Below are 19,895 nucleotides of genomic sequence, written 5' to 3'. Positions count from 1 at the left end.
TTTCAGAATGGCCTGTCGCCCGCGATCGTCGCGCGCTCCATTTTCCGGACGGCCGGCCAGTAGTCCTGAACCGCGTAATGCTGCGTAGATCGGTTGTCCCAAATCGCGACGCAATCCTTCGTCCAGGTCCAGCGGACCTGGTACTCGGGGATCGCTGCCCGACTCTTCAGATGGTTGAGCAAATCGCTCGCGCCGGGCGAGTAATCGGCGCCGTAACGCACTCGGTCCGGGGTGTGGAAGTTGGTAATGTGCGTCGTGAAAACATTCACATAGAGGATCTCTTCCCCCGTCTCAGGATGCGTGCGAACCACCGGATGCTCGGCATCGGGGAAGCTCTCTTTCAGTTCGTGCCGTACTTCTATCGGCTTCGAGGCGCCGAAGACTGCCTCGAAGCTGTGCCGGGCACGCAAGGATTTGACCTGATCCTTGACGTGATCCGGAAGTTCGCGGTATGCCTCGACCATGTTGACCCAAATGGTGTCGCCACCAATTTCAGCCGGTTCCACACAACGCAGTACGGACGCCATTGAGGGGCTCTCCCGCCAACTCGTATCGCTGTGGTAGGAATTCTCGTAGTGGCCCTCGCTCGACGTATCCTTATACAGGAGAACAACACCGGAATCATCGTCGGTGTTTGGGTGGCCATCTTCCAGCGGTCCGAACTTCTTGGCGAAGGCCACGTGTTGGATGCGTGTCATTTCCTGGTTTCGGAGAAATAGCACTTTGTGCTTCAGGAGAAGCGACTTCACCTCGGCGAAGAGGGCATCATCGCGGGTGATGTCAGGAATCTGTATGTCGAGCAGTTCGGCCCCGATATGTCGGGTCAGTTGCTTCACCTTGATCAAGGAATTCCCGGCTTGCGATGGCTCCTCGATTTGAACGGCGTGCATGGGTGTCACTCCTTTGATTTCGGGGGAGAGGGGTACTCGGCCAGCTCGGCCGGAGGGCGACAGGTTCGCTCGTTGGGTGCTCTTCATTTGCGGTCCGGTGAAGCATGGATCCGCACCGTCAGATGTCGAAACTCTAGCGCCCAGTCCCGGCAGGAAATTGACCTCACGTTGCACCTTGCTTGACGCGCTATTGCTCCGCCCGCAGGGTTACCGATGGGGGAGGGGCTACGTGAACGCCCTACCGGCGCATCGGATATCGGATTCGGTTTCCGTGCGCTCCCGCACCCGTTGCGGCGGCGACGATTGCTACCCGCCTGTCCTGCAACTTCCGCGGGGAGGCGGGTATCTGGGTTTCCAATCCTGTTGGCCGGAGCCGCTATACGCCCGGTCGAATGTAGGGTAGGAGCGGGGCACGAGCGTGGTCCGGTGTCGAGGATGGTGAAGCTGCTGTGGATCCCGACCGAGCAGTATTGGAATGGGATCTCGCCCTCGAGCCGACCGCCAAAGGCATCTGCCGGGTGATGCCGGCCAAGCTGACGGACGCTCGAAGGCAATCGAAAGGAGGCTTCGATGACCCGGCTTGTCCGTAACGCAACGCTGACGGGATACCTGGAGCTCATTCGTTCTCGGGAAGTCGACCCACTTCCGTTGCTCAGGTCTGTCGGGCTCCAGGTAGCCGACCTGGCCATGCCGAATCAGTGGATCGCCATCGACGCCGCCGCCCGACTCCTCGAGATCTCTGCGGTCGCAACCGGTCTCGAAGGTTTCGGATTGCGCCTGGCCGAGAACCGAAAGTTCTCCAATCTGGGCCCGATCAGTGTAGCCGCGCAGGGCGAACCGGATATGCGCAGTGTGCTGATGATGCTCAGTCGCTATCAGCACCTACGCAGCGAGGCTATCAACGTTCGGATAGCTGAAACTGATGACCTCGTAAAGGTTAGGCTTGACTTCGACATAGTCCCTGCCAGCGCCTCGCGGCAGTTCTCCGAGATGATCGTAGGGGCACTTCTTCGGCTGATCAAGATCGTTTCCGGAGGCCGTTGGACACCGGCAACCGTTTGTTTTACGCACGACGCACCGGACGCCCTGACGCTTCACCGCCGTACCTTGGGAAATTCGATCCGATTTGGCGAGAATTTCAATGGCTTCGGGTTCTACGCTGGCGATCTTGATATCCCCAATAGCCTGTTCGACCCTTCATTTCAGCCGTTCGCGAAGGAGTATATCGACACGATCGCCAGCCCGCGACCCGTCGACGATCTCGACCGCATTCGTGAACTGATCGAAACCACGCTGCCGACGGGGCGGTGCTCGCTGCAGCATGTCGCGAAGACGCTGGGAGTCAACCGCGTCACGGTCCATCGGCTTCTTGCCAGATCGAACACATCATTCTCGGAGATCCTCAATACCACCCGGGTGGATTTGGCTCGGATATATGTCACACAGCGGACGCGTTCCCTAACGGATGTTGCTGGTCTGCTTGGGTTTTCCGAACTATCTGCGTTCTCGCGCTGGTTTCGAACCGAGTTCGGGTCCAGTCCAACGGCCTGGAGGGCTGCACTTTAGAGCAGGTGTTGGTCGTCGGGCCTGTGCACTGTCGGCGCGGGACCACTGAGTGCATCACCGGTCGCGGCGGGCACTGCACATTCACGGTCGAGGGGTCCGAATGGTCGGCGGTCCTCGGGTGATGGGGGCTTAGGCCGGTGCCCGGAGCGTCCGATCAGCGGAGAGCGCTTGGCGGCAGACGCAGTGCAACAGTATGTCAATCCAGCCGTAACGCAGCGTCAATCGAATGTGGCGCAGTCCCTATAGCGTGATGTGCAACATAACTGCGGCATTAAGTGCCGTCGAACACATGGTGTCTGCGGTGATCCGGTGGGTTCACGGGACTCCGCTTTCCGATATCGGGTCAATTCGGGTGGGGGCTTGTGAAGGCTCGGTCGACTAGTTCGGTCGACCGGCGCGGTTATGCCCCCGGGGAAACGGTGAACCCGCAGATCCGCCGCTGGCCGCGATACATGAGCTGGCTCTGCGGCCTGCTGATTCTGCCGAATTATTGGACGCCACAACATGTTCCGATCCCGCACTGCGTTCGCTACGACCGCACCACGAAACTGAGAGAGAAGCCACATGCTCAATCTGTCCATGCTCCTGGAGGATTCCGCTCGTCGGTATCCGGACCGTGACGCGCTCGTCCAGGGCGAACAGCGGTTCACCTATGCCCAGGTGGATGCCGTCTCGAACCAGGTAGCCAACCTTCTCGTCTCGAGCGGGATCCGGCCAGGCGACAAGGTGGCACTTTCTCTCCCGAACGTGCCATGGTTTCCGATTCTCTACTACGGAATCCTCAAGGCCGGCGCGGTCGTGGTGCCACTGAATATTCTGCTCAAGGGCCGTGAGATCGCCTATCACTTAGCCGATTCGGACGCCAAAGCGTACTTTTGCTTCGAGGGTACATCGGACCTGCCGATTGCCGAGTTTGCCCGGGAGGGCTACGGAGACGCCCCGACCTGCGAGCACCTGTTCGTCGTTGGCGCAGACCGAGCGCCTACCGCCGAGGGCATTGCCCAGCTGGCGCAAGCGCTCGTGGATCAGCCCAGCGAGTTCGAGAGTCTGCTGTGCGAGGCCACCGACACCGCGGTGGTCCTGTACACCAGCGGCACCACCGGCCAGCCCAAAGGCGCCGAGCTGACACACTCGAACATGGTGCTGAATGCGCTGACGGCTAACCGACTGTTCGACTCGCGGCCCAGCCGGCACGACACGCACCTGACGGCCCTACCGCTCTTCCACACCTTCGGTCAGACCGTGAACATGAATTCGGCGTTCTCGATGGCCGCGACGTTGATCTTGTTGCCGCGGTTCGACGCTCAGTCCGCACTGCGGATCATGAACGAACAGGACGTGACCGTCTTTGCGGGCGTACCGACCATGTACTGGGGTTTGCTCGAGGCCATCGATACGCTCGACGACGGGATCGATGTCGAACGGATCGCCAAGAATCTTCGCAGGGCGATCTCGGGCGGGGCGTCGATGCCGGTCGAGATTCTCAAGCAGTTCAACGAACGATTCGGAGTTCAGATCCTCGAAGGTTACGGGCTCTCGGAGACGTCACCGCTGGCGGTGTTCAGCGACTCCGAGCGGGATCCGCGACCCGGGTCCATCGGCACGCCGGTATGGGGCGTCCAGGTCCGCCTGGTGGATGAGCAATGGAACACTGTGGCCGAATCAAATTCAGTGGGAGAGATTGCAATTCGTGGACACAACGTGATGAAGGGATACTACAACCGGCCCGCGGCAACCGAAGAGGTGATGTGCGACGGCTGGTTCCGCAGCGGGGATCTCGCCCGCCGCGACGAGGACGGCTTCTACTACATTGTCGACCGGGCAAAGGACATGATCCTCCGCGGTGGGTTCAACGTGTACCCGCGAGAGATCGAGGAAGTGCTCATGGCGCACGAGGCCGTCTCCCTGGCGGCAGTGGTCGGCGTACCGCACGAAAGTCACGGCGAGGAGGTCAAGGCGTTCGTCATCCTCGACAAGGATGCCGAAATCTCCGAAGGGCAGTTGATCGACTGGACCAAGACGCAGATGGCCGCCTACAAGTACCCGCGTCTGGTCGAGTTTGTCGCGTCATTGCCGATGACCGCCACCGGAAAGATCCTCAAGCGCAGCCTCGCCTGAAGCCGAACAAATGCGTGCCGGCCGGCCTGCGGTGGGCGCCTAGTCGCAGCGCCATTCCGATCGCTACCGGTTCGGTCAGCAAACCATTTAGGAGCAAGCCATGCTTGACGAATTGCAAATCGTTGTCCGAGACGTTCGCTCACCGGTCGTAACTAACAGATCCGACTCCGATGAGGCTGTGGTCTTCGTGCACGGTAATCCAGGGGCAAGCAACGACTGGGCCCCACTACTGACGAAGGTCGCCGACTTTGCGCGAGTGATTGCGCCCGATATGCCGGGCTTCGGCGATGCAGAGCAGCGTGCGGACCAGGACTACACCGTGCCCTCCCAGGCAGCGCATCTTGGTGGAATCATCGATCAGTTGGGCGTCGAGCGTGCACATCTCGTCCTACACGATTTCGGAGGTCCATGGGGCCTGACCTGGGCAATCAACCATCCGGAGCAGGTCGCGAGTATCACCCTCATCGATACCGGCATCAACCGGGAGTCGCATTGGCATGGTCTTGCGCGCCTGTGGCGTACAGCGATTGCGGGCGAACTGGTGCAGCTGATGCTGAGGCCCCGGATCAACCGATCAATTATTCGCCGCAAGAATCCCGCGTTGCCCGATCAGTGGCTGGAGCAAATTGTGGGCCACATGGCTCCCAGCGGGACCAAGCGAGCAGTGCTGCAGATGTACCGTTCCCTCGATCTTGCTGCGCTCGAGAGGGCGCTGACAGGCCCGCTGCGCGACCTGACTACTCCCACCCTAGTCGTCTGGGGCGAGGACGATCCGTTCGTTCCCTCCGATCTCGCCCGCCAGCAGATGCAGAGTTTCCCAGGCGCGCGGGTCGAAATCGTGCCGGGGACCGGGCACTGGCCCTGGCTGGATGAGCCCGAGAAGGTCAACGAAATTGTGCTGCCGTTCCTTCGCGCGCAGCTCGGCAGTTCGTTGTCCGACGCGGCCGGTGATTCTTGCCAGGACATGCCCTCGACTGCATCCGGTCATTAGATTAGGAGCACACATGGTGCTACCCACCACTTCCAGTGAAGACCCGGCTGACACACCAGTTGCCCGGTCGAGCAGGTATCCGTGGATAGTGTTCGCCCTGACCTTCGGACTGCTGCTCTCGGACTATATGTCCCGACAGGTTCTCAGTGCAGTCTTCCCGTTCTTGAAAACCGAATGGGCGCTGTCTGATTCCCAGCTTGCCTCGCTCTCCAGCGTCGTGGCGCTAATGGTCGGCCTGCTCACCCTGCCGTTGTCCTTGCTGGCAGACCGGTGGGGTCGAGTCAAGAGCCTGATCCTCATGGCTGTTCTGTGGAGCGTCGCCACCCTGTTGTGCGCGCTGGCCACCAGTTACGAACAGATGCTCGGCGCCCGCTTCCTCGTCGGAGTCGGTGAGGCCGCCTATTCGAGCGTCGGTATCGCCGTCGTGCTCAGCGTCTTCGCGCCCCGACTGCACGCCACTCTCAGCGGGGCCTTTCTGGCCGGCGGATCGTTCGGGTCGGTGATCGGTGTCGCATTCGGTGGTGTCATCGCCGTCCACTTGAGTTGGCGCTGGTCGTTCGCTGGTATGGCTGTCTTCGGTCTGATCTTGGTCGCGCTCTACCGTGCCCTGATCACCGACCACAAGCTGGCCCAGCACGCCGCCGATGACGTGTCCGCGGTCGCTGCTGCGCCGCCGGTGGGTTACCGCGCCCCGGTGTCGAGTCTGTTTACCAATCCGGCCGTCTTGTGCGCCTACATCGGTGGCGGACTTCATCTGTTCACCGCCGGAGTGTTGCTGTCTTGGCTCCCGAGCTTCTTCAACCGCTACTACGGCCTTGCTCCGGCCGAAGCCGGGCTGATGGCGTCACTCTTCGTGTTGCTCGTGGGCAGTGGCATGGTGATCTGCGGCATCATCACTGACCGGGTCGGTCGTACCGACACGAGCCGCAAGTGGACCGCCGCCATCGCCTTCTGCGTAATGTCGCTCGTATTCTTGACGATAGGATTTCGCGTCGGTACCGGGGCCGCGCAGATGGTCCTGATCGGAATCGGCGCCTTCTTCTCCGGCGGGGCGTCCGGACCGTCCGCGGCGATGGTAGCGAACCTCACGCACTCTTCTGTCCGAGCCTCTGCAATGGGTACTCTCGCCGTTGCCTACAACCTGCTGGGCATGGCACTGGGGCCATTCGTCGTCGGTGTCCTTGCCGATCGTCTCGGGCTGCTCGGGGCTCTGCAACTCTCCCCGCTGGTCTACCTCGGCGCGATCGTCGCACTGGTCGCCGGCAAGCGTCTCTACCCGGCAGGCTTGCGCAAGCTCACTGCACTGACGGCGAACACGTCAATCCCTTGAACACCTGGCCCACCGAAGCTGCTGGTATAGCAAGCACTGTCGCAGTGTGACGCCGCGAGAGTTCGATACTGTCGAGGTCGTCCGCGTTGATCACGCCGATCGCACAGTGCGTCACGGCGCCGGACGACCCCGCCTCGCCAGGCCCCGGTTGGAAGGGTGATGTCGGAATACATGGAGCCGCGAATCTTGCTGTGGGCGTTCCACGTAAGGGACTCAGGACCGCCGGCGAACCTTCTCGACGACCCGCGTGAACACTTCGTCGAACTCGGCGCGAGAGTCCTTGCCCTGGTATCCGAGGACCATCACGGTGTATCCGTCGACGGCCGCGTATCCCAGGAGAATTTCGTCGTCGGTCCAGTTCGGGTTGTCGGGGTCGGTGACCTCGGACCGGACGACGGCGTCCTCCGCCGCGAGAGCCGGCGGGAGGTCGAGGCGTTCGGTACGCACTGTACGGGCCGATGCGCGGGGGTCGTCGTAGGTGACCGTGTAGGTCGAGCAGGCTCCAGTGTGGGAGTTCGCTATTCGCTGCACATCCAGGTCGGTCTCACTGACCAGCATGATGTAGGCGCGTTCATCCCCGAGAAGCGCGCCGGTGGCGGAGCCGTTCTCGATCAACCCGATCCGAGCCCCGTCCGAGTAGATGTTCTCGGCCTCGCACCCGGGCGGATCGAACGTCGGCGTCGTTTCCAGCCCGGTGCCGGTGCTCGGGGCGTCGAGCTCGAGGTTGAGCACCATCTCCTCCTCGCCGGGCAGCGGTTGGGTTACCGCCCCCGCGGGAAGTTCCGACGCGTCGGGCAGCAGACTTGCCCGCAGATCGGCCCCGCTCGCAGGGGGAGTCGCGTCCGTGGTTCCGCATCCGGCGATGCCCAGCAGTGTGACGATCCCCAGCACGGCGACCCGATGCCTCGACATGTTCCCTCCCCGTTGCGCACCGGAGTTCCGGTCGCCTGTGCAGACGGTATCGGGCAAATCGGTCGAGCGTTACGCCGTGTCGGTCCGCAACCGACTCAGGCGCATCGCAGCGATCTTCCAGCCCGCCTCCGTCTTCCGGTACTCCTCGACGTAGTGCCCGTAGCCGTGGAGGCTGCGCACCGGGGCGCCGTCGGGCCACCACAGCCTGTCCTCCATCGCCCACGTCCCGGTCGCGGTGGTGGGGGAGGTGAGGGTGATCTCGGGGGTGTGGCCGTGGTGGACGGTCGCGACGTTCTCGATGCTGGCCCGCAGGAACGGCATGTAATCCTCGACGGAATGGGTGATCCCACCGCCGGTTTCGGTCATGTCGATCTCGGCGTCGGGGGTGAAGACCGCGGCCAGACCGTCCCAGTCCTTCGTGTCCATGAGCCGGAAGTAGCCGGCCTTGAGCTGCTTGATCGCCTCGATGTCCGCGGCCGCGGTACGCGGGTCCACGGGCGACCGCCCGCCGTCCCAGTGACCGGGCCCGGCACCGAGGACGCTGATGTCGCCCTGGGTGCCGCGCATGTGCTTGGTGCGGTGGCTCATTCGCCACGCGCCGTCGGTCAGCCGCCACTCGTCGTGGTAGTCGCCGAGGGTGGAGAAGCTCAGGCCCTGCTTGTCGCCGACACCGAGGTGCAGGTCGGTCACGTAGGTCCGGCTGGTGGCCGTGCCGGCTGCGAGGTCCACGTCGATGAGCATGTTGCCGAGCAGGTGCTGGGTGGGGCCGCAGTCGTCGAGGAACGAGCGGATCGAGGCCTCCACTCCGCCGGGGCCGTGGAGAGTTCCGGTGCCGAGTTCCGCGGTCGCGTCGGGCAGCATGATCTCGTGCAGGACCGGCCAGTCGCGGTCGTCCATCGCGCGAGCGAAACGGATGACGGCGCGGGCGATCTCCCGCTCGGCCAGTAGCAACTCCAGGTCCATCGACGTTCCCTCCAGGCTCGGGTGGCAGGTGCGAATACAGCTGTGGCTGCGACCTTTCGGTCGCAGCCACAGCCGGTCGAGATGAACTTCTACTTGCGGTTGAGCAGCTTGCGCATCGCCTCGGCCGCACCCTTGACCATCTTGTCGCGGGGGAAGCCGCTGCGCTTCTGCGCTGCCTCGTAGTTGCCGCCCGCGACCCACACCGGGCCGTCGGTGAGGTGCTCGAGGCCCTCGCGGGCCGCGTCCTCGGGCTCCTGGACGAGCATGCCGGGGATGTCGAAGTTGAGTCCGGCGCGGATCATCGCGGGAGTGCGGGTGACGCCCAGGATGAACTCCACGACGTGGACGTTGAACGGCGCCAGCTCGAGCCACAGGCTCTCGGCGAACACGCGACTGAACGCCTTCGACGACGCGTAGATGCTCTGGTGCTCGGAGCCCATGTAGCCGGCCAGCGAGCCGAGCAGCATGATGCCGCCGCGACCGCGGTCCTTCATCTTCGCGCCGAAGTGGTGCGACAGCTCCAGCTGCTTGGTGATGTTGAGGTTGATCACCCGGTTGAACCCGTCGAGGTCGCCGGTGACGAACTCGTGGCCGTAGCTGTTGGCGCCGGCGTTGAAGATCAGCAGGCCCACCTCGACGTCGTCGGTGACCTTGCGGATCTGGTCCATCGCGTCGTCGGCGAGCAGATCCAGCGCGAGGGTACGAACCTCGACACCGTGCGAGCGGACCTTCTCCGCGGTCTCCTCGAGCGGGCCCGGTTTGCGGGCGATGAGCACGAGGTTCAGGCCGGCCTGCGCGAGCTCGTCGGCGAAACCTGCGCCGACACCCTCGGAGCCGCCGGCGATGACGGCCCACGGGCCGTACTGGTTCTTGTCGATCATGAACGATCCTTTTCGTCGAGAGAGATGACGTCGAATGACGTGGCTCAGTGGCCGGCGACCTGCGGGGTGGGGACAGGAGACTCGTCGGTGATGGCGAGGCGGCCGTCGAGCGCGGCGACCTGGATCGCCGCGCTCAACGCCTCACAACGCATGACCGGTGCGCCCGGGCGGCCCTCACGGCCCACCCAGGTGTGGATCTCCTGGCACGCCTCCTGGGCGGCCTCGTTCCACTGCACCGCGGTGTGCTCCCAGCTGTGCTTCTGGACCTGTACGCAGGCCCCGCAGCGGTCACACTCCAGCGGCTGCATTCTCGCGTGCCTTCTCCTCGATGTTCGCTTCGACTTCCTTGCGCCAGGCGGCGACGGCCTTGGTGGTGTCCATCTCGTGCTCGAAGCGCTCGACCATCTCGGGCTGAATGTCCGCGCGGTCCACGTAGAACTGGTCGTACCAGCGGCGCAGCTGGTAGACCGGGCCGTCCTCCTCGCACAGGAGCGGGTTCTCGATGCGGGTCTTGTTCTTCCAGATCTCGATGTCCTGCTCGAAGCCCTTGGCGATGAACGTGCCGAAGCCCTTGGCGATCTCGTCGGCGGCGTCGCCCTGGAAGCGGTCCGACTTCTTGACGATGATGCCGTACATCAGCACGAACTTGTCGGGGCTGACCGGGTAGTGGCAGTTGATGAGGACGGAGTCGACGTCGTAGCCCTCGTACTGGTAGGTCAGGTCGTCGATCATGAACGACGGACCGAAGTACGACGCGTCGGAGCGGCTGCCCAGCATCTTCGGCTGACCGCTCGCGTGCGGACGCATGTCCTCGCGGGCCTGGCCACGCATGAACTGGCTCGCCACCTGTCCCTCGAAGACGTTCTTGAAGAACGTCGGGAACGAGTAGTGCACGTAGAAGAAGTGCGCCATGTCGACGATGTTGTCGACGATCTCGCGGCAGTTGGTGTCGACCTCGGTGGTGTACCAGACCCAGTCGGACCACTCGTCGCTGAGCGCACCCTCGATACGCGGGATGTACATGTCCGTCTCGGACGGCGCCTTGCCCTCGGGGTCGTGCCAGACGAACAGCATGCCGTCCTGGTCGAGGGTGTGCCACGCGCGGGTCTTGGCGACCGGGGGGACACGGCGAGCGTAAGGAATGTCGGTGCAACGGCCCTTGCCGTTCCAGCGCCAGTCGTGGAACGGGCACGCCACGGAGTCGCCCTTGATCTCGCCCTGGCTCAGGTCGCCACCCATGTGACGGCAGTACGCGTCGAGAATGTTCAGCTCGCCCTTGCTGTCGGCGAACACAACCAGCTTGGTGCCGAACGCGTGGACCGAGTGCGGCTTTCCGTCCTTGAACGACTCGGACAGGCCCAGGCAGTGCCAACCACGGGCGAAGCGCGTGGGGGCGGCACCGGCGACGATCTCGCGGACTTCGGCTTCTTCGGACTGATTGAGGGTCACTTCGTCCGTCCTTTCAGGGAAATGCAATTCGAGTTCAGACGCGTTCGAAAATCGAGCGCTGGCCGCGGGGCATCGGTTCCTGGCGGAGGATGCACCTGTGGCATTGAGGGTCACGCTAGGTGAGACGGATCACCCGGCATCCGGGAGTCCCACTGGGCGGGACCGTCCGGACCGGAAGTCTCGAGGCCGCCGGAACCCCAATGGAGACTCCCGCGAAACGGACAAGAGGAATCTCGCCCTACCATGCGGGTACCCCCTGTCCCGACATCCGACCCCGCCCGGGGTCGTCGAGGAGCACCCCATGGCCCACGAGGTTCTGCGGTCGGTTCGCGAGTTGCTGCCCGCCATCGCCGAGCGCGCACAGACTGTCGACGAATCGCGCCGCGTGTCCGACCAGTCGATCCGCGACCTGACGGCCGCCGGCGTCTTCCGGATGCTGCAGCCGGCCCGCTACGGCGGAACCGAGTGCAGCCCGGTCGAGTTCTACGAAGTGGTGCGGGCCATCTCCGGGGTGTGCGGGTCCACCGGGTGGGTGACGTCGGTGCTGGGGGTGCACCCGTGGCATCTGGGCCTGTTCGACGTCCGCGTCCAGGACGAGGTGTGGGGTCAGGACAGCACCACGCTCGTGTCGTCGGCGTATGCGCCGGTCGGGGAACTGATTCCGGTGGAAGGCGGCTACGAGCTGTCGGGGAGCTGGCGGTTCTCGTCGGGCTGCGACCACGCGTCGTGGGCGCTGCTGGGCGCGTTGGTCGTCGGTGCCGAGGGGCGGCCCGTCGACTTCATGACCGTCGTGGTGCCGCGGACCGACTACCGGATCAAGGACGTGTGGGACGTCGTCGGCCTGCGCGGAACCGCGAGTAACGAGATCACGGTGGAGAGGGCGTTCGTGCCCGAGCACCGGACGCTGCGCAACTACGAGGCCGCGCAGCTGCGTGCCCCCGGCCACAAGGTCAACGCGGCGCCGCTGTTCAAGCTCCCGTTCGCGGCGATCTTCACCAGCACGGTCGCCGCGCCGGTGATCGGCACCGTCGCGGGGTGCTACGAGACCTACCTGTCGGCGATGCGCGACCGGGTCCGCCTGAGCCTCGGCGGCGGACGGTTCGCCGAGGACCAGTTCGCTCAGGTCGCGGTCGCCCGGGCATCGTCGGAGATCGACGCGGCGATCCTGCAGATGGACCGCAACATCCGCGAACTGCTCGAGCTCGCGGAGGCGGGGGAGCCGCTGCCGATGAGCATGCGGCTGCGGGTCCGGCGCGATCAGGTCCGCGGCACCGAGCGGGCCCTCGAGGCGATCGACCTGCTGTTCAAGACCGCCGGCGGCAACTCGCTGACCCGGGGCAATCCGATCGAGCGCGCGTGGCGCGACGCCCACGCCGGCAGCGTGCACGTGGCCAACGACGCCGAACGCGCCCTCGCCATGTACGGCAGGGGCGCGTTCGGATTGCCGGTCGAGGACAACCTGGTCTAGCCGGACCAGGTCACCTCAGGGCCGAATTGTTCAGTTGCCCAGCATGTTCTGGACGGCACGGTACGAGAACACCATCGCGGTACCGAGCGGCACGCCCGGACCCGGGTAGAACGCGCCACTGACCGAGGCGCCGGTGTTGCCGGCCGCGTACAGGCCCTCGACGGGGGTGCCGTCGGCGGTGAGGACGCGGGCGTCGGCATCGGTGACCAGACCGCCCTTGGTGCCGAGGTCGCTCAGCACGATCTTCGCCGCGTAGAACGGGCCGCTCTCGATCGCCGTCAGAGCGTTGTTGGGGCCACCGTTGGGCGGGCAGAAGAACGCATCGTAGGGGTCCTCGCCGCGGTGGAACTGCTCGTCGACGCCGTGCTTGGCGTAGTCGTTGAACTGCTCGACGGTGGCGCGCAGGGCGTCCGCGGGGATGCCGGTCTTCTCGGCCAGGCCCTCGAGCGTGTCCGACGACGCCCAGGTGCCGGCCTCGAGGTGCTTCGCGGGCGCGGTGTTCGGGATGCAGATCGCGGGCAGCCCGCCGCCCTCGCGGGAGTCGAAGATCAGGTACGACGGGATGGCGCAACTGCCGGCCCCGCCATCTTCGCGGCTCGCCGCGGTGGTCGCCTTGTCGTGCGCGTCCATCCCGCGACCGAACTGGTCGTAGGGCAGCGACTCGTTCAGGTAGCGCCGGCCCTGTGCGTCGACGAGGAGGCCGCCGCGCACGCCGACCATGAATGCCGCCGAGCGGTCGGGCTGCGCGACGCCGGGGCAGAACCACGCCTGATCCAGCAGCGCGGTGGCGCCGCCGACCGCGACACCCGCGGCGATCGCGGTGCCGGTGTTGGCGCCGAACGGGCCCATGCTCCAGTCCGCCTTGCCGGGGGTACCGGCCTGCTCGCGCATCTCGGCGTTGCCCTCGATGCCACCGGCCGCCAGCAGCACGCCGCGGTTGGCCTTGATGCGGATCTGCTCGCCGTTCGCCTCGGCGACGACGCCGACGACGCGGCCGTCCTCGACCACCAGTTCGGTGAGGGCGGTGCCGGTGCGCAGCTCGGCGTTGCCGGTGCCCTGCACGGCGGCGAGCAGGCGACCGATCAGCGCGCGACCGCCGATGAGCTTGCCGGGCGCGTGACCCTGGCCGGTACGGTCCTGGTCCAGCTCGGGGCGGATCTTGCCGGCGAGGTCACCGATGTCGGCGGGGTCCAGGTCGAGCGGGTTGATCGAGCGGCCGGAGTCCATCCGACCCTCGGCCTTGTAGTAGTCCGGGAAGGCGCGGTACTCGAACTCGATGTTCGGGTCCTTCTCGAGCAGTGCCACGACGACGGGTGCGGTGTCGACGTACGCGTCCTGCCGCACGCTCTCGGTGTCGCCGAGCAGGTTCCGCAGGTAGGTGCGGGCGTTCTCGGTCGAGTCCTGCAGGCCGGCGCGCTCCTGGACCTGCGTTCCGGGCAGCCAGATGGAGGCTCCGGAGTACGAGGAGGTGCCGCCGAAGAGGTCGGTCTTCTCCAGAACGATCGTGCTCAGCCCCTGCGATGCAGCGGTGTACGCGCCGGTCAGGGCGCCGCCACCGGAGCCGATCACGACCACGTCGCACTCGGTTGTCCAATCCTGCATGGTTGTATCCTCCATCGATTTCGGGTTCGATGTTGAACGCAATCGCAGGTGCCCACCGGGGGACAGCGTGACTCCCACTCAGCGGAAGCATCGACTGTTCCGATGCCGGGTGGGAGCATTCCAGTGTGTGTCGCACCCTGCGATGCACGGACGAGCAAGTAGGGGGTCGACTGTGCCGAGAGTCGCCGAGGCGCGGGACGCAGCCGAACCGAGTTCGGCCGAGCAGCGGGCACGGTTCGCGCGCATGCTCGACGCGGCGGCGCAGCTGGGCACCGAGAAGGATCTCGAGCGCGTCCAGATGCACGAGGTCGCCAAGCTCGCCGGCGTCGCCATCGGCACCCTGTACCGCTACTTCCCGTCGAAGACGCACCTGTTCGTCGCGGTGATGGTCGACCAGATCGACCAGATGAGCGAGGGCTTCGCGCGCCGGGCGCATCCGGCCGCCACCCCGCAGGACGAGATCTTCGAGACCCTGCTGCGGGCCACCCGCGCGCTACTGCGCCGGCCGTTGCTCGCGAACGCGATGATCCAGTCGACGAGTACCGCCAAGGTGACGGCGATTCCCGACGTCGCTCGGGTGGACCGGCTGTTCCGCGACGTGCTGTTCGACGCCGCCGGGCTCGAGCAGGTGACGGAGAGCGATTCGGTCCTCGTCCGCGTGCTGGTGTCGGCGTGGTTCGGCATCATCCAGTCGTGCCTCAACGGGCGGGTCTCCGTCCCGGACGCCGAAGCCGACCTGCGAATCGCGTGCCGCCTGTTGCTGGCCGACCTGTCCAACGCGCAGGTGCCTGCGGGCGGCTGACCGGCCGCCCGCCACCTGGGCGGCAGGCAAGAACTGAAATGAATTCTAGTTCGATCGGTCCCGGTCGATCGCCGTGTCGATGACGCGTGCCGCGGGCACCCTCGCCGACGACTCGTTCGGCGATTCTCAATAGTTCACTCTTTGCACTGTATGCGGCGCCGGCCGCGAACCTCGGCGTCCGCTCGATCCGATTCGTCGGATCCATTGCCCTCGGAACGAAAGTAGAATACATTCCAAAAATGAACGAGTTGCAGTTCCCGATGGAGGGTTCGGTGACCCGTCCTTACTGCACAGATCTGTCGAGGAGTTGTCCATGACCAACGTCGTCATCGTCGAGGCCGCCCGTACTCCGATCGGCCGCCGCCGTGGCGCGCTGGCCGGCCTGCATCCCACGACGCTGCTCGGCGCCGCGCAGCGCGCGGTGCTGGACAGGACCGGGGTCGCGCCCGAGGAGATCGGCCAGATCGTCGGTGGCGTCGTGACGCAGGCCGGCGAGCAGTCCAACAACGTCGCCCGCAACGCCTGGCTGCACGCGGGACTGCCGTACACCACCGCAGCCACCACGATCGACTGCGCGTGCGGGTCGTCGCAGCAGGCCGTGCACATGGTGGCGGGCCTCATCGCATCCGGTCAGATCGACGCCGGCATCGCGTGCGGTGTCGAGTCCATGAGCCGCGTCTTCCTCGGCCAGGCGCTCGCGCCCGGCACCGGCATTCCGTACCCGGACGACTGGACCGTCGACCTCGGCGACCAGTTCACCTCCGCCGAGCGCATCGCCGCCCACCGCGGCCTGAAGCGTGGCGACACCGACGCCTTCGGCCTCGAGTCGCAGCGCCGCGCCGCGCAGGCGTGGGCCGAGGGCCGGTTCGATCGCGAGATCGTGCCCGTCGAGGCTCCGGTCGTGACCAAGGAGGGCGAGCCCACCGGCGAGATCGCGACCGTCTCCCGCGACGGCGGCCTGCGGGAGACCAACGCCGAGGGCCTCGCCGCACTCGAGCCGGTCATGGACGGTGGCATCCACACCGCCGGTTCGTCGTCGCAGATCAGCGACGGTGCCGCCGCCGTGATGCTGATGAGCGAGGAGAAGGCCGCCGCGCTGGGGCTGCGTCCGCGTGCGCGGATCGTCTCGTCCGGCATGGTCGGCTCCGACCCGTACTACCACCTCGACGGACCGATCGACGCCACCCGCCACGTGCTGGCCAAGGCCGGAATGTCGTTGGGCGACATCGACATCGTCGAGATCAACGAGGCCTTCGCGGCCGTCGTGCTGTCGTGGGCGCAGGTCCTCGAGGCCGACATGAGCAAGGTCAACGTCAACGGCGGCGCGATCGCGCTCGGCCACCCCGTCGGGTCCACCGGCTCGCGCCTGATCACCACGGCGCTGCACGAGCTCGAGCGCTCGGACCGTTCGACGGCCCTGATCACGATGTGCGCGGGCGGTGCGCTGTCGACCGCCACCGTCATCGAGCGCATCTGACCCGTTTCCCTAGAGCTGCTTCTACTTCCGAGGAATATTCGATGACCATTGGATTGAGTGACGAAGACCGCGAACTCCGCGATTCCGTGCGTGGCTGGGCCGCGCGCCACGCGACGCCGACGGTGATCCGGGAGGCCGTCGAGGCCAAGGCAGAGACGCGTCCCGCGTACTGGGGCTCGCTGGCCGAGCTGGGCATGCTGGGCCTGCACCTGCCGGAGGAGGTCGGCGGCGCCGGCTACGGTCTGGTCGAACTCGCCATCGTCACCGAGGAACTCGGACGCTCGATGGTGCCCGGTCCGTTCCTGTCGACCGCGGTCGTGTCGACGGTGCTGAACGAGGCCGGCCGCACGGCCGAGCTGCCCGGTCTGGCAGACGGCACCCTGTTCGGTGCCGTTTCGCTGCAGCCCGGCGGGCTGAAGCTGGTGCGCGAGGCTGGCAAGGCGACGCTGTCGGGCACGTCGAGCTACATCCTCGGCGGCCAGGTGGGCGACCTGTTCCTGCTGGCGGCGGACGCTTCCGGTGAGCTCGCGTTCGTGGTGGTCGAGCGCGGTCGCCTCGACGTCACCGAACTGCCGAGCCACGACGTCGTGCGGCGCAACGCCGAGGTCGTCGTCGACGGTCTCGAGCTGGCCGACGGCGATGTGCTGGAACTCGATTCGCAGCGCGTGCTCGACATCGCGGCGACGCTGTTCTCCGCCGAGGCCGCGGGTCTCGCCGACTGGGCCACCACGACGGCAGCCGACTACGCCCGCGTGCGGCAGCAGTTCGGCCGCGTCATCGGCCAGTTCCAGGGTGTCAAGCACAAGGCCGCCCGCATGTTCAGCCTCACCGAGCAGGCCCGCGTCACCGCGTGGGACGCCGCCCGCGCGCTGGGCGAGGACGTCCCGTCGGCGGAGGCGTCGCTGGCCGTCGCGGTGGCCGCATCGGTCGCCCTCGAGTCCGCGTTCCAGGTCACCAAGGACTGCATCCAGGTCCTCGGCGGCATCGGGTTCACGTGGGAGCACGACGCGCACCTGTACATGCGTCGCGCGCAGTCGCTGCGGATCCTGCTGGGCTCCACCGCTTCCTGGAAGCGCCGGGTCGCGAACCTCACGCTCGAGGGTGCCCGCCGTGTGCTGAGCATCGACCTGCCGCCGGAGGCGGAGCAGATCCGCGCCGACGTCCGGGCCGAGCTGAATCCCGCCCTCGAGCTCGCGGGAGCCGAGCAGAAGGCGTACCTGGCCGAGCGCGGCTACACCTCGCCGCACCTGCCCGCTCCGTGGGGCAAGGGCGCCGACGCCGTGACCCAGTTGGTCATTGCCGAAGAGCTGCGCAGCACGGAGCTCGTTCCGCACGACATGATCATCGGCAACTGGGTCATCCCCACGCTGATCGCGCACGGCAACTCCGAGCAGATCGAGCGCTTCGTGCCGCAGTCGCTGCGCGGCGACATCGTGTGGTGCCAGCTGTTCTCCGAGCCCGGTGCCGGCTCCGACCTGGCGGGTCTGTCCACGAAGGCCACCAAGGTCGACGGTGGTTGGAAGTTGCAGGGCCAGAAGGTGTGGACGTCCATGGCCCGCGAAGCGGACTGGGGAATCTGCCTGGCGCGCACCGACGGTGACGTCGCCAAGCACAAGGGTCTGTCGTACTTCCTGATCGACATCAAGAACAGCGGCCTCGACATCCGTCCACTGCGTGAGATCACCGGCGAGGCGCTGTTCAACGAGGTGTTCCTCGACGACGTGTTCGTGCCCGACGAGTGCCTGGTCGGCGAGCCGGGAGACGGTTGGAAGCTGGCCCGCACCACCCTCGCCAACGAACGCGTCTCGCTGTCGCACGACTCGTCCCTCGGTTCGGGTGGCGAGGCACTGCTCGACCTGGCGGCCGAACTTCCCGGCGGGCTCGACGACGAGCAGCTGACGGTGCTCGGAAAGGTGCTGTGCGACGCGCAGTCGGGTGGGCTGATGGGTCTGCGGACCACGCTCCGCTCGCTCACCGGCGCGCAGCCCGGCGCGGAGTCCTCGATCGCCAAGCTCCTCGGTGTCGAACACATCCAGCAGGTGTGGGAGGTCGCGATGGACTGGGCCGGCCCGCGCTCGCTGCTCGGGGATCAGCATCGCCGTTCGGCAACGCAGATGTTCCTCAATTCGCAGTGCATGTCGATCGCAGGTGGTACCACCAATGTTCAGCTGAACATCATCGGCGAGCGGATCCTCGGGCTCCCGCGTGACCCCGAGCCCGGAAAGTGAGTTGCACAGCATGAATCGCACCTTCGTCGTCGGCGTCGGCATGACCAAGTTCGAGAAGATCGAGTCTCGGGACTGGGAGTACCCGGACATGGTCTCCGAGGCCGTGGGTACCGCGCTCGCAGACGCCGGGATCTCGTACGACCAGGTGCAGCGCGCCGCGGTCGGCTACGTCTTCCAGCCGTCGGCCGCCGGCCAGCGCGCGCTCTACGAGACGGGTCTGACCGGCATCCCGATCGTCAACGTCAACAACAACTGCGCCACCGGTTCGTCGGCGCTGATGATGGCGCGCGAGTGGGTGCAGGGCGGCATCGTCGACGTCGCACTCGCGGTGGGCTTCGAGAAGATGACCAAGACCGCGCTCACCGGCACCGGTGAGATGCCCAAGGTCTCCACGCTCGACGACCACCTGAAGGTGATGACGGCCAAGCACGAGTGGGGTCGCGGCCCCATGACGGCCCAGCTGTTCGGCAACGCCGCGCTCGAGCACATGGAGCGCTACGGCACCACGGTCGAGCAGATCGCGTCCGTCGCGGTCAAGAACCACAAGCACTCGGTGAACAACCCCTACGCGCAGTTCCGTGACGAGTACACGCTGCAGCAGGTGTTGGACGACAAGATGATCCACGCGCCGCTCACCCGTTCGCAGTGCTCACCCACCTCGGACGGCGCGGGCGCCGCGATCGTCGTCAGCGAGCGGTTCGTCCGCGAGCACGGCCTCGAGGACCAGGCGATCGAGATCGTCGCGCAGGCCCTCACCACGGACACCGCCGAGGCGTTCGCCGACCAGTCGATGATCGACGTCGTCGGTGCCCCGATGACGCGGGCCGCGGCCGAGCAGGTGTTCGCCGAGTCCGGTCTCACGATCGGGGACGTCGACGTCATCGAGTTGCACGACTGCTTCGCGATCAACGAGATCATCACGTACGAGGGCCTCGGCCTGTGCGGTGCGGGCGAGGGCGGCAAGCTCGTCGAGTCCGGTGCCACCACGTACGGCGGCCGGTGGGTCGTCAACCCGTCCGGCGGTCTCATCTCGAAGGGCCATCCGCTCGGTGCGACCGGCCTGGCGCAGTGCGCCGAGCTGACCTGGCAGCTGCGCGGCAAGGCCGACGCCCGCCAGGTCGACGGTGCCCGCGTGGGTCTGCAGCACAACCTCGGCCTCGGTGGTGCGTGCGTGGTCACGCTGTACCGGGCCGGGACCATCTCGAAGGAGTCGTAACA

General features: G+C 65.9%; 16 protein-coding genes. 9 read left to right on the top strand and 7 right to left on the bottom strand.

Annotation, left to right across the window (positions count from 1 at the left end; translation table 11 throughout):
- Positions 1 to 2 precede the first annotated feature (2 nt).
- Entirely contained in the window at positions 3 to 890 is an 888-nt protein-coding gene (locus tag J2X34_RS10145; RefSeq protein ID WP_114723173.1) for a TauD/TfdA dioxygenase family protein, read from the bottom strand.
- 570 nt (positions 891 to 1,460) lie between these two features.
- Here J2X34_RS10145 and J2X34_RS10140 point away from each other — a divergent pair.
- From J2X34_RS10140 to J2X34_RS10125, 4 genes are all read left to right on the top strand, one after another.
- Positions 1,461 to 2,456, top strand: a complete 996-nt coding sequence (locus tag J2X34_RS10140) for an AraC family transcriptional regulator (RefSeq protein WP_114723172.1) — start codon at positions 1,461 to 1,463, stop codon at positions 2,454 to 2,456.
- A gap of 564 nt (positions 2,457 to 3,020) precedes the next feature.
- Positions 3,021 to 4,574 (top strand): long-chain-fatty-acid--CoA ligase, encoded by a 1,554-nt coding sequence (locus tag J2X34_RS10135; protein ID WP_429516948.1) that lies wholly within the window; start codon positions 3,021 to 3,023, stop codon positions 4,572 to 4,574.
- Between the two features lie 100 nt (positions 4,575 to 4,674).
- Positions 4,675 to 5,565, top strand: coding sequence for an alpha/beta fold hydrolase (locus J2X34_RS10130; protein ID WP_429516946.1), 891 nt, complete (start codon positions 4,675 to 4,677; stop codon positions 5,563 to 5,565).
- 13 nt (positions 5,566 to 5,578) lie between these two features.
- Positions 5,579 to 6,895: an MFS transporter gene (locus J2X34_RS10125; protein ID WP_114723169.1), complete on the top strand. Its 1,317-nt coding sequence runs from the start codon at positions 5,579 to 5,581 to the stop codon at positions 6,893 to 6,895.
- 213 nt (positions 6,896 to 7,108) lie between these two features.
- Here J2X34_RS10125 and J2X34_RS10120 read toward each other — a convergent pair whose 3' ends face one another.
- The 5 genes from J2X34_RS10120 to J2X34_RS10100 form a co-directional block, all read right to left on the bottom strand.
- A complete protein-coding gene (locus tag J2X34_RS10120) occupies positions 7,109 to 7,807 on the bottom strand; it encodes a hypothetical protein (RefSeq protein ID WP_429516944.1) in 699 nt (232 codons plus the stop codon).
- A 69-nt stretch (positions 7,808 to 7,876) separates the two neighbouring features.
- Positions 7,877 to 8,770: a nuclear transport factor 2 family protein gene (locus tag J2X34_RS10115; protein WP_429516942.1), complete on the bottom strand. Its 894-nt coding sequence runs from the start codon at positions 8,768 to 8,770 to the stop codon at positions 7,877 to 7,879.
- An 89-nt stretch (positions 8,771 to 8,859) separates the two neighbouring features.
- On the bottom strand, positions 8,860 to 9,651 hold the full coding sequence (locus J2X34_RS10110) for an SDR family NAD(P)-dependent oxidoreductase (protein WP_114723166.1): 792 nt from the start codon (positions 9,649 to 9,651) through the stop codon (positions 8,860 to 8,862).
- Between the two features lie 44 nt (positions 9,652 to 9,695).
- On the bottom strand, positions 9,696 to 9,959 hold the full coding sequence (locus tag J2X34_RS10105) for a hypothetical protein (RefSeq protein WP_429516939.1): 264 nt from the start codon (positions 9,957 to 9,959) through the stop codon (positions 9,696 to 9,698).
- Positions 9,940 to 11,100 (bottom strand): Rieske 2Fe-2S domain-containing protein, encoded by a 1,161-nt coding sequence (locus J2X34_RS10100; RefSeq protein WP_429516937.1) that lies wholly within the window; start codon positions 11,098 to 11,100, stop codon positions 9,940 to 9,942. Before J2X34_RS10100 ends, J2X34_RS10105 begins: the two co-directional genes overlap by 20 nt.
- Before the next feature lie 301 nt (positions 11,101 to 11,401).
- Here J2X34_RS10100 and hsaA point away from each other — a divergent pair, with 301 nt between their 5' ends.
- Positions 11,402 to 12,568 (top strand): 3-hydroxy-9,10-secoandrosta-1,3,5(10)-triene-9,17-dione monooxygenase oxygenase subunit, encoded by a 1,167-nt coding sequence (hsaA, locus tag J2X34_RS10095; protein WP_114723163.1) that lies wholly within the window; start codon positions 11,402 to 11,404, stop codon positions 12,566 to 12,568.
- A gap of 30 nt (positions 12,569 to 12,598) precedes the next feature.
- Here the strand turns inward: hsaA and J2X34_RS10090 are convergent, their stop codons facing one another.
- Entirely contained in the window at positions 12,599 to 14,170 is a 1,572-nt protein-coding gene (locus J2X34_RS10090) for an FAD-dependent oxidoreductase (protein WP_114723162.1), read from the bottom strand.
- Positions 14,171 to 14,342: 172 nt separating this feature from the next.
- On the opposite strand from J2X34_RS10090, the gene J2X34_RS10085 reads away from it, so the two are divergent.
- From J2X34_RS10085 to J2X34_RS10070, 4 genes are all read left to right on the top strand, one after another.
- On the top strand, positions 14,343 to 14,972 hold the full coding sequence (locus J2X34_RS10085; protein WP_181818868.1) for a TetR family transcriptional regulator: 630 nt from the start codon (positions 14,343 to 14,345) through the stop codon (positions 14,970 to 14,972).
- Between the two features lie 313 nt (positions 14,973 to 15,285).
- Complete coding sequence (locus J2X34_RS10080) at positions 15,286 to 16,449, top strand: steroid 3-ketoacyl-CoA thiolase (RefSeq protein ID WP_429516934.1); 1,164 nt, start codon at positions 15,286 to 15,288, stop codon at positions 16,447 to 16,449.
- Positions 16,450 to 16,490: 41 nt separating this feature from the next.
- Positions 16,491 to 18,677, top strand: a complete 2,187-nt coding sequence (locus J2X34_RS10075; protein ID WP_114723160.1) for an acyl-CoA dehydrogenase — start codon at positions 16,491 to 16,493, stop codon at positions 18,675 to 18,677.
- A 10-nt stretch (positions 18,678 to 18,687) separates the two neighbouring features.
- Positions 18,688 to 19,893 carry a lipid-transfer protein gene (locus J2X34_RS10070; protein WP_114723248.1) on the top strand — a complete coding sequence of 402 codons (1,206 nt, stop codon included), beginning with the start codon at positions 18,688 to 18,690 and terminating at the stop codon, positions 19,891 to 19,893.
- Positions 19,894 to 19,895 lie beyond the last annotated feature (2 nt).

Origin of the sequence: Rhodococcus sp. BE178, assembly GCF_050433545.1 — a bacterium.
In the GTDB taxonomy this organism is placed as follows: domain Bacteria; phylum Actinomycetota; class Actinomycetes; order Mycobacteriales; family Mycobacteriaceae; genus Prescottella.
This window is presented reverse-complemented; position numbering and strand designations above follow the sequence as displayed.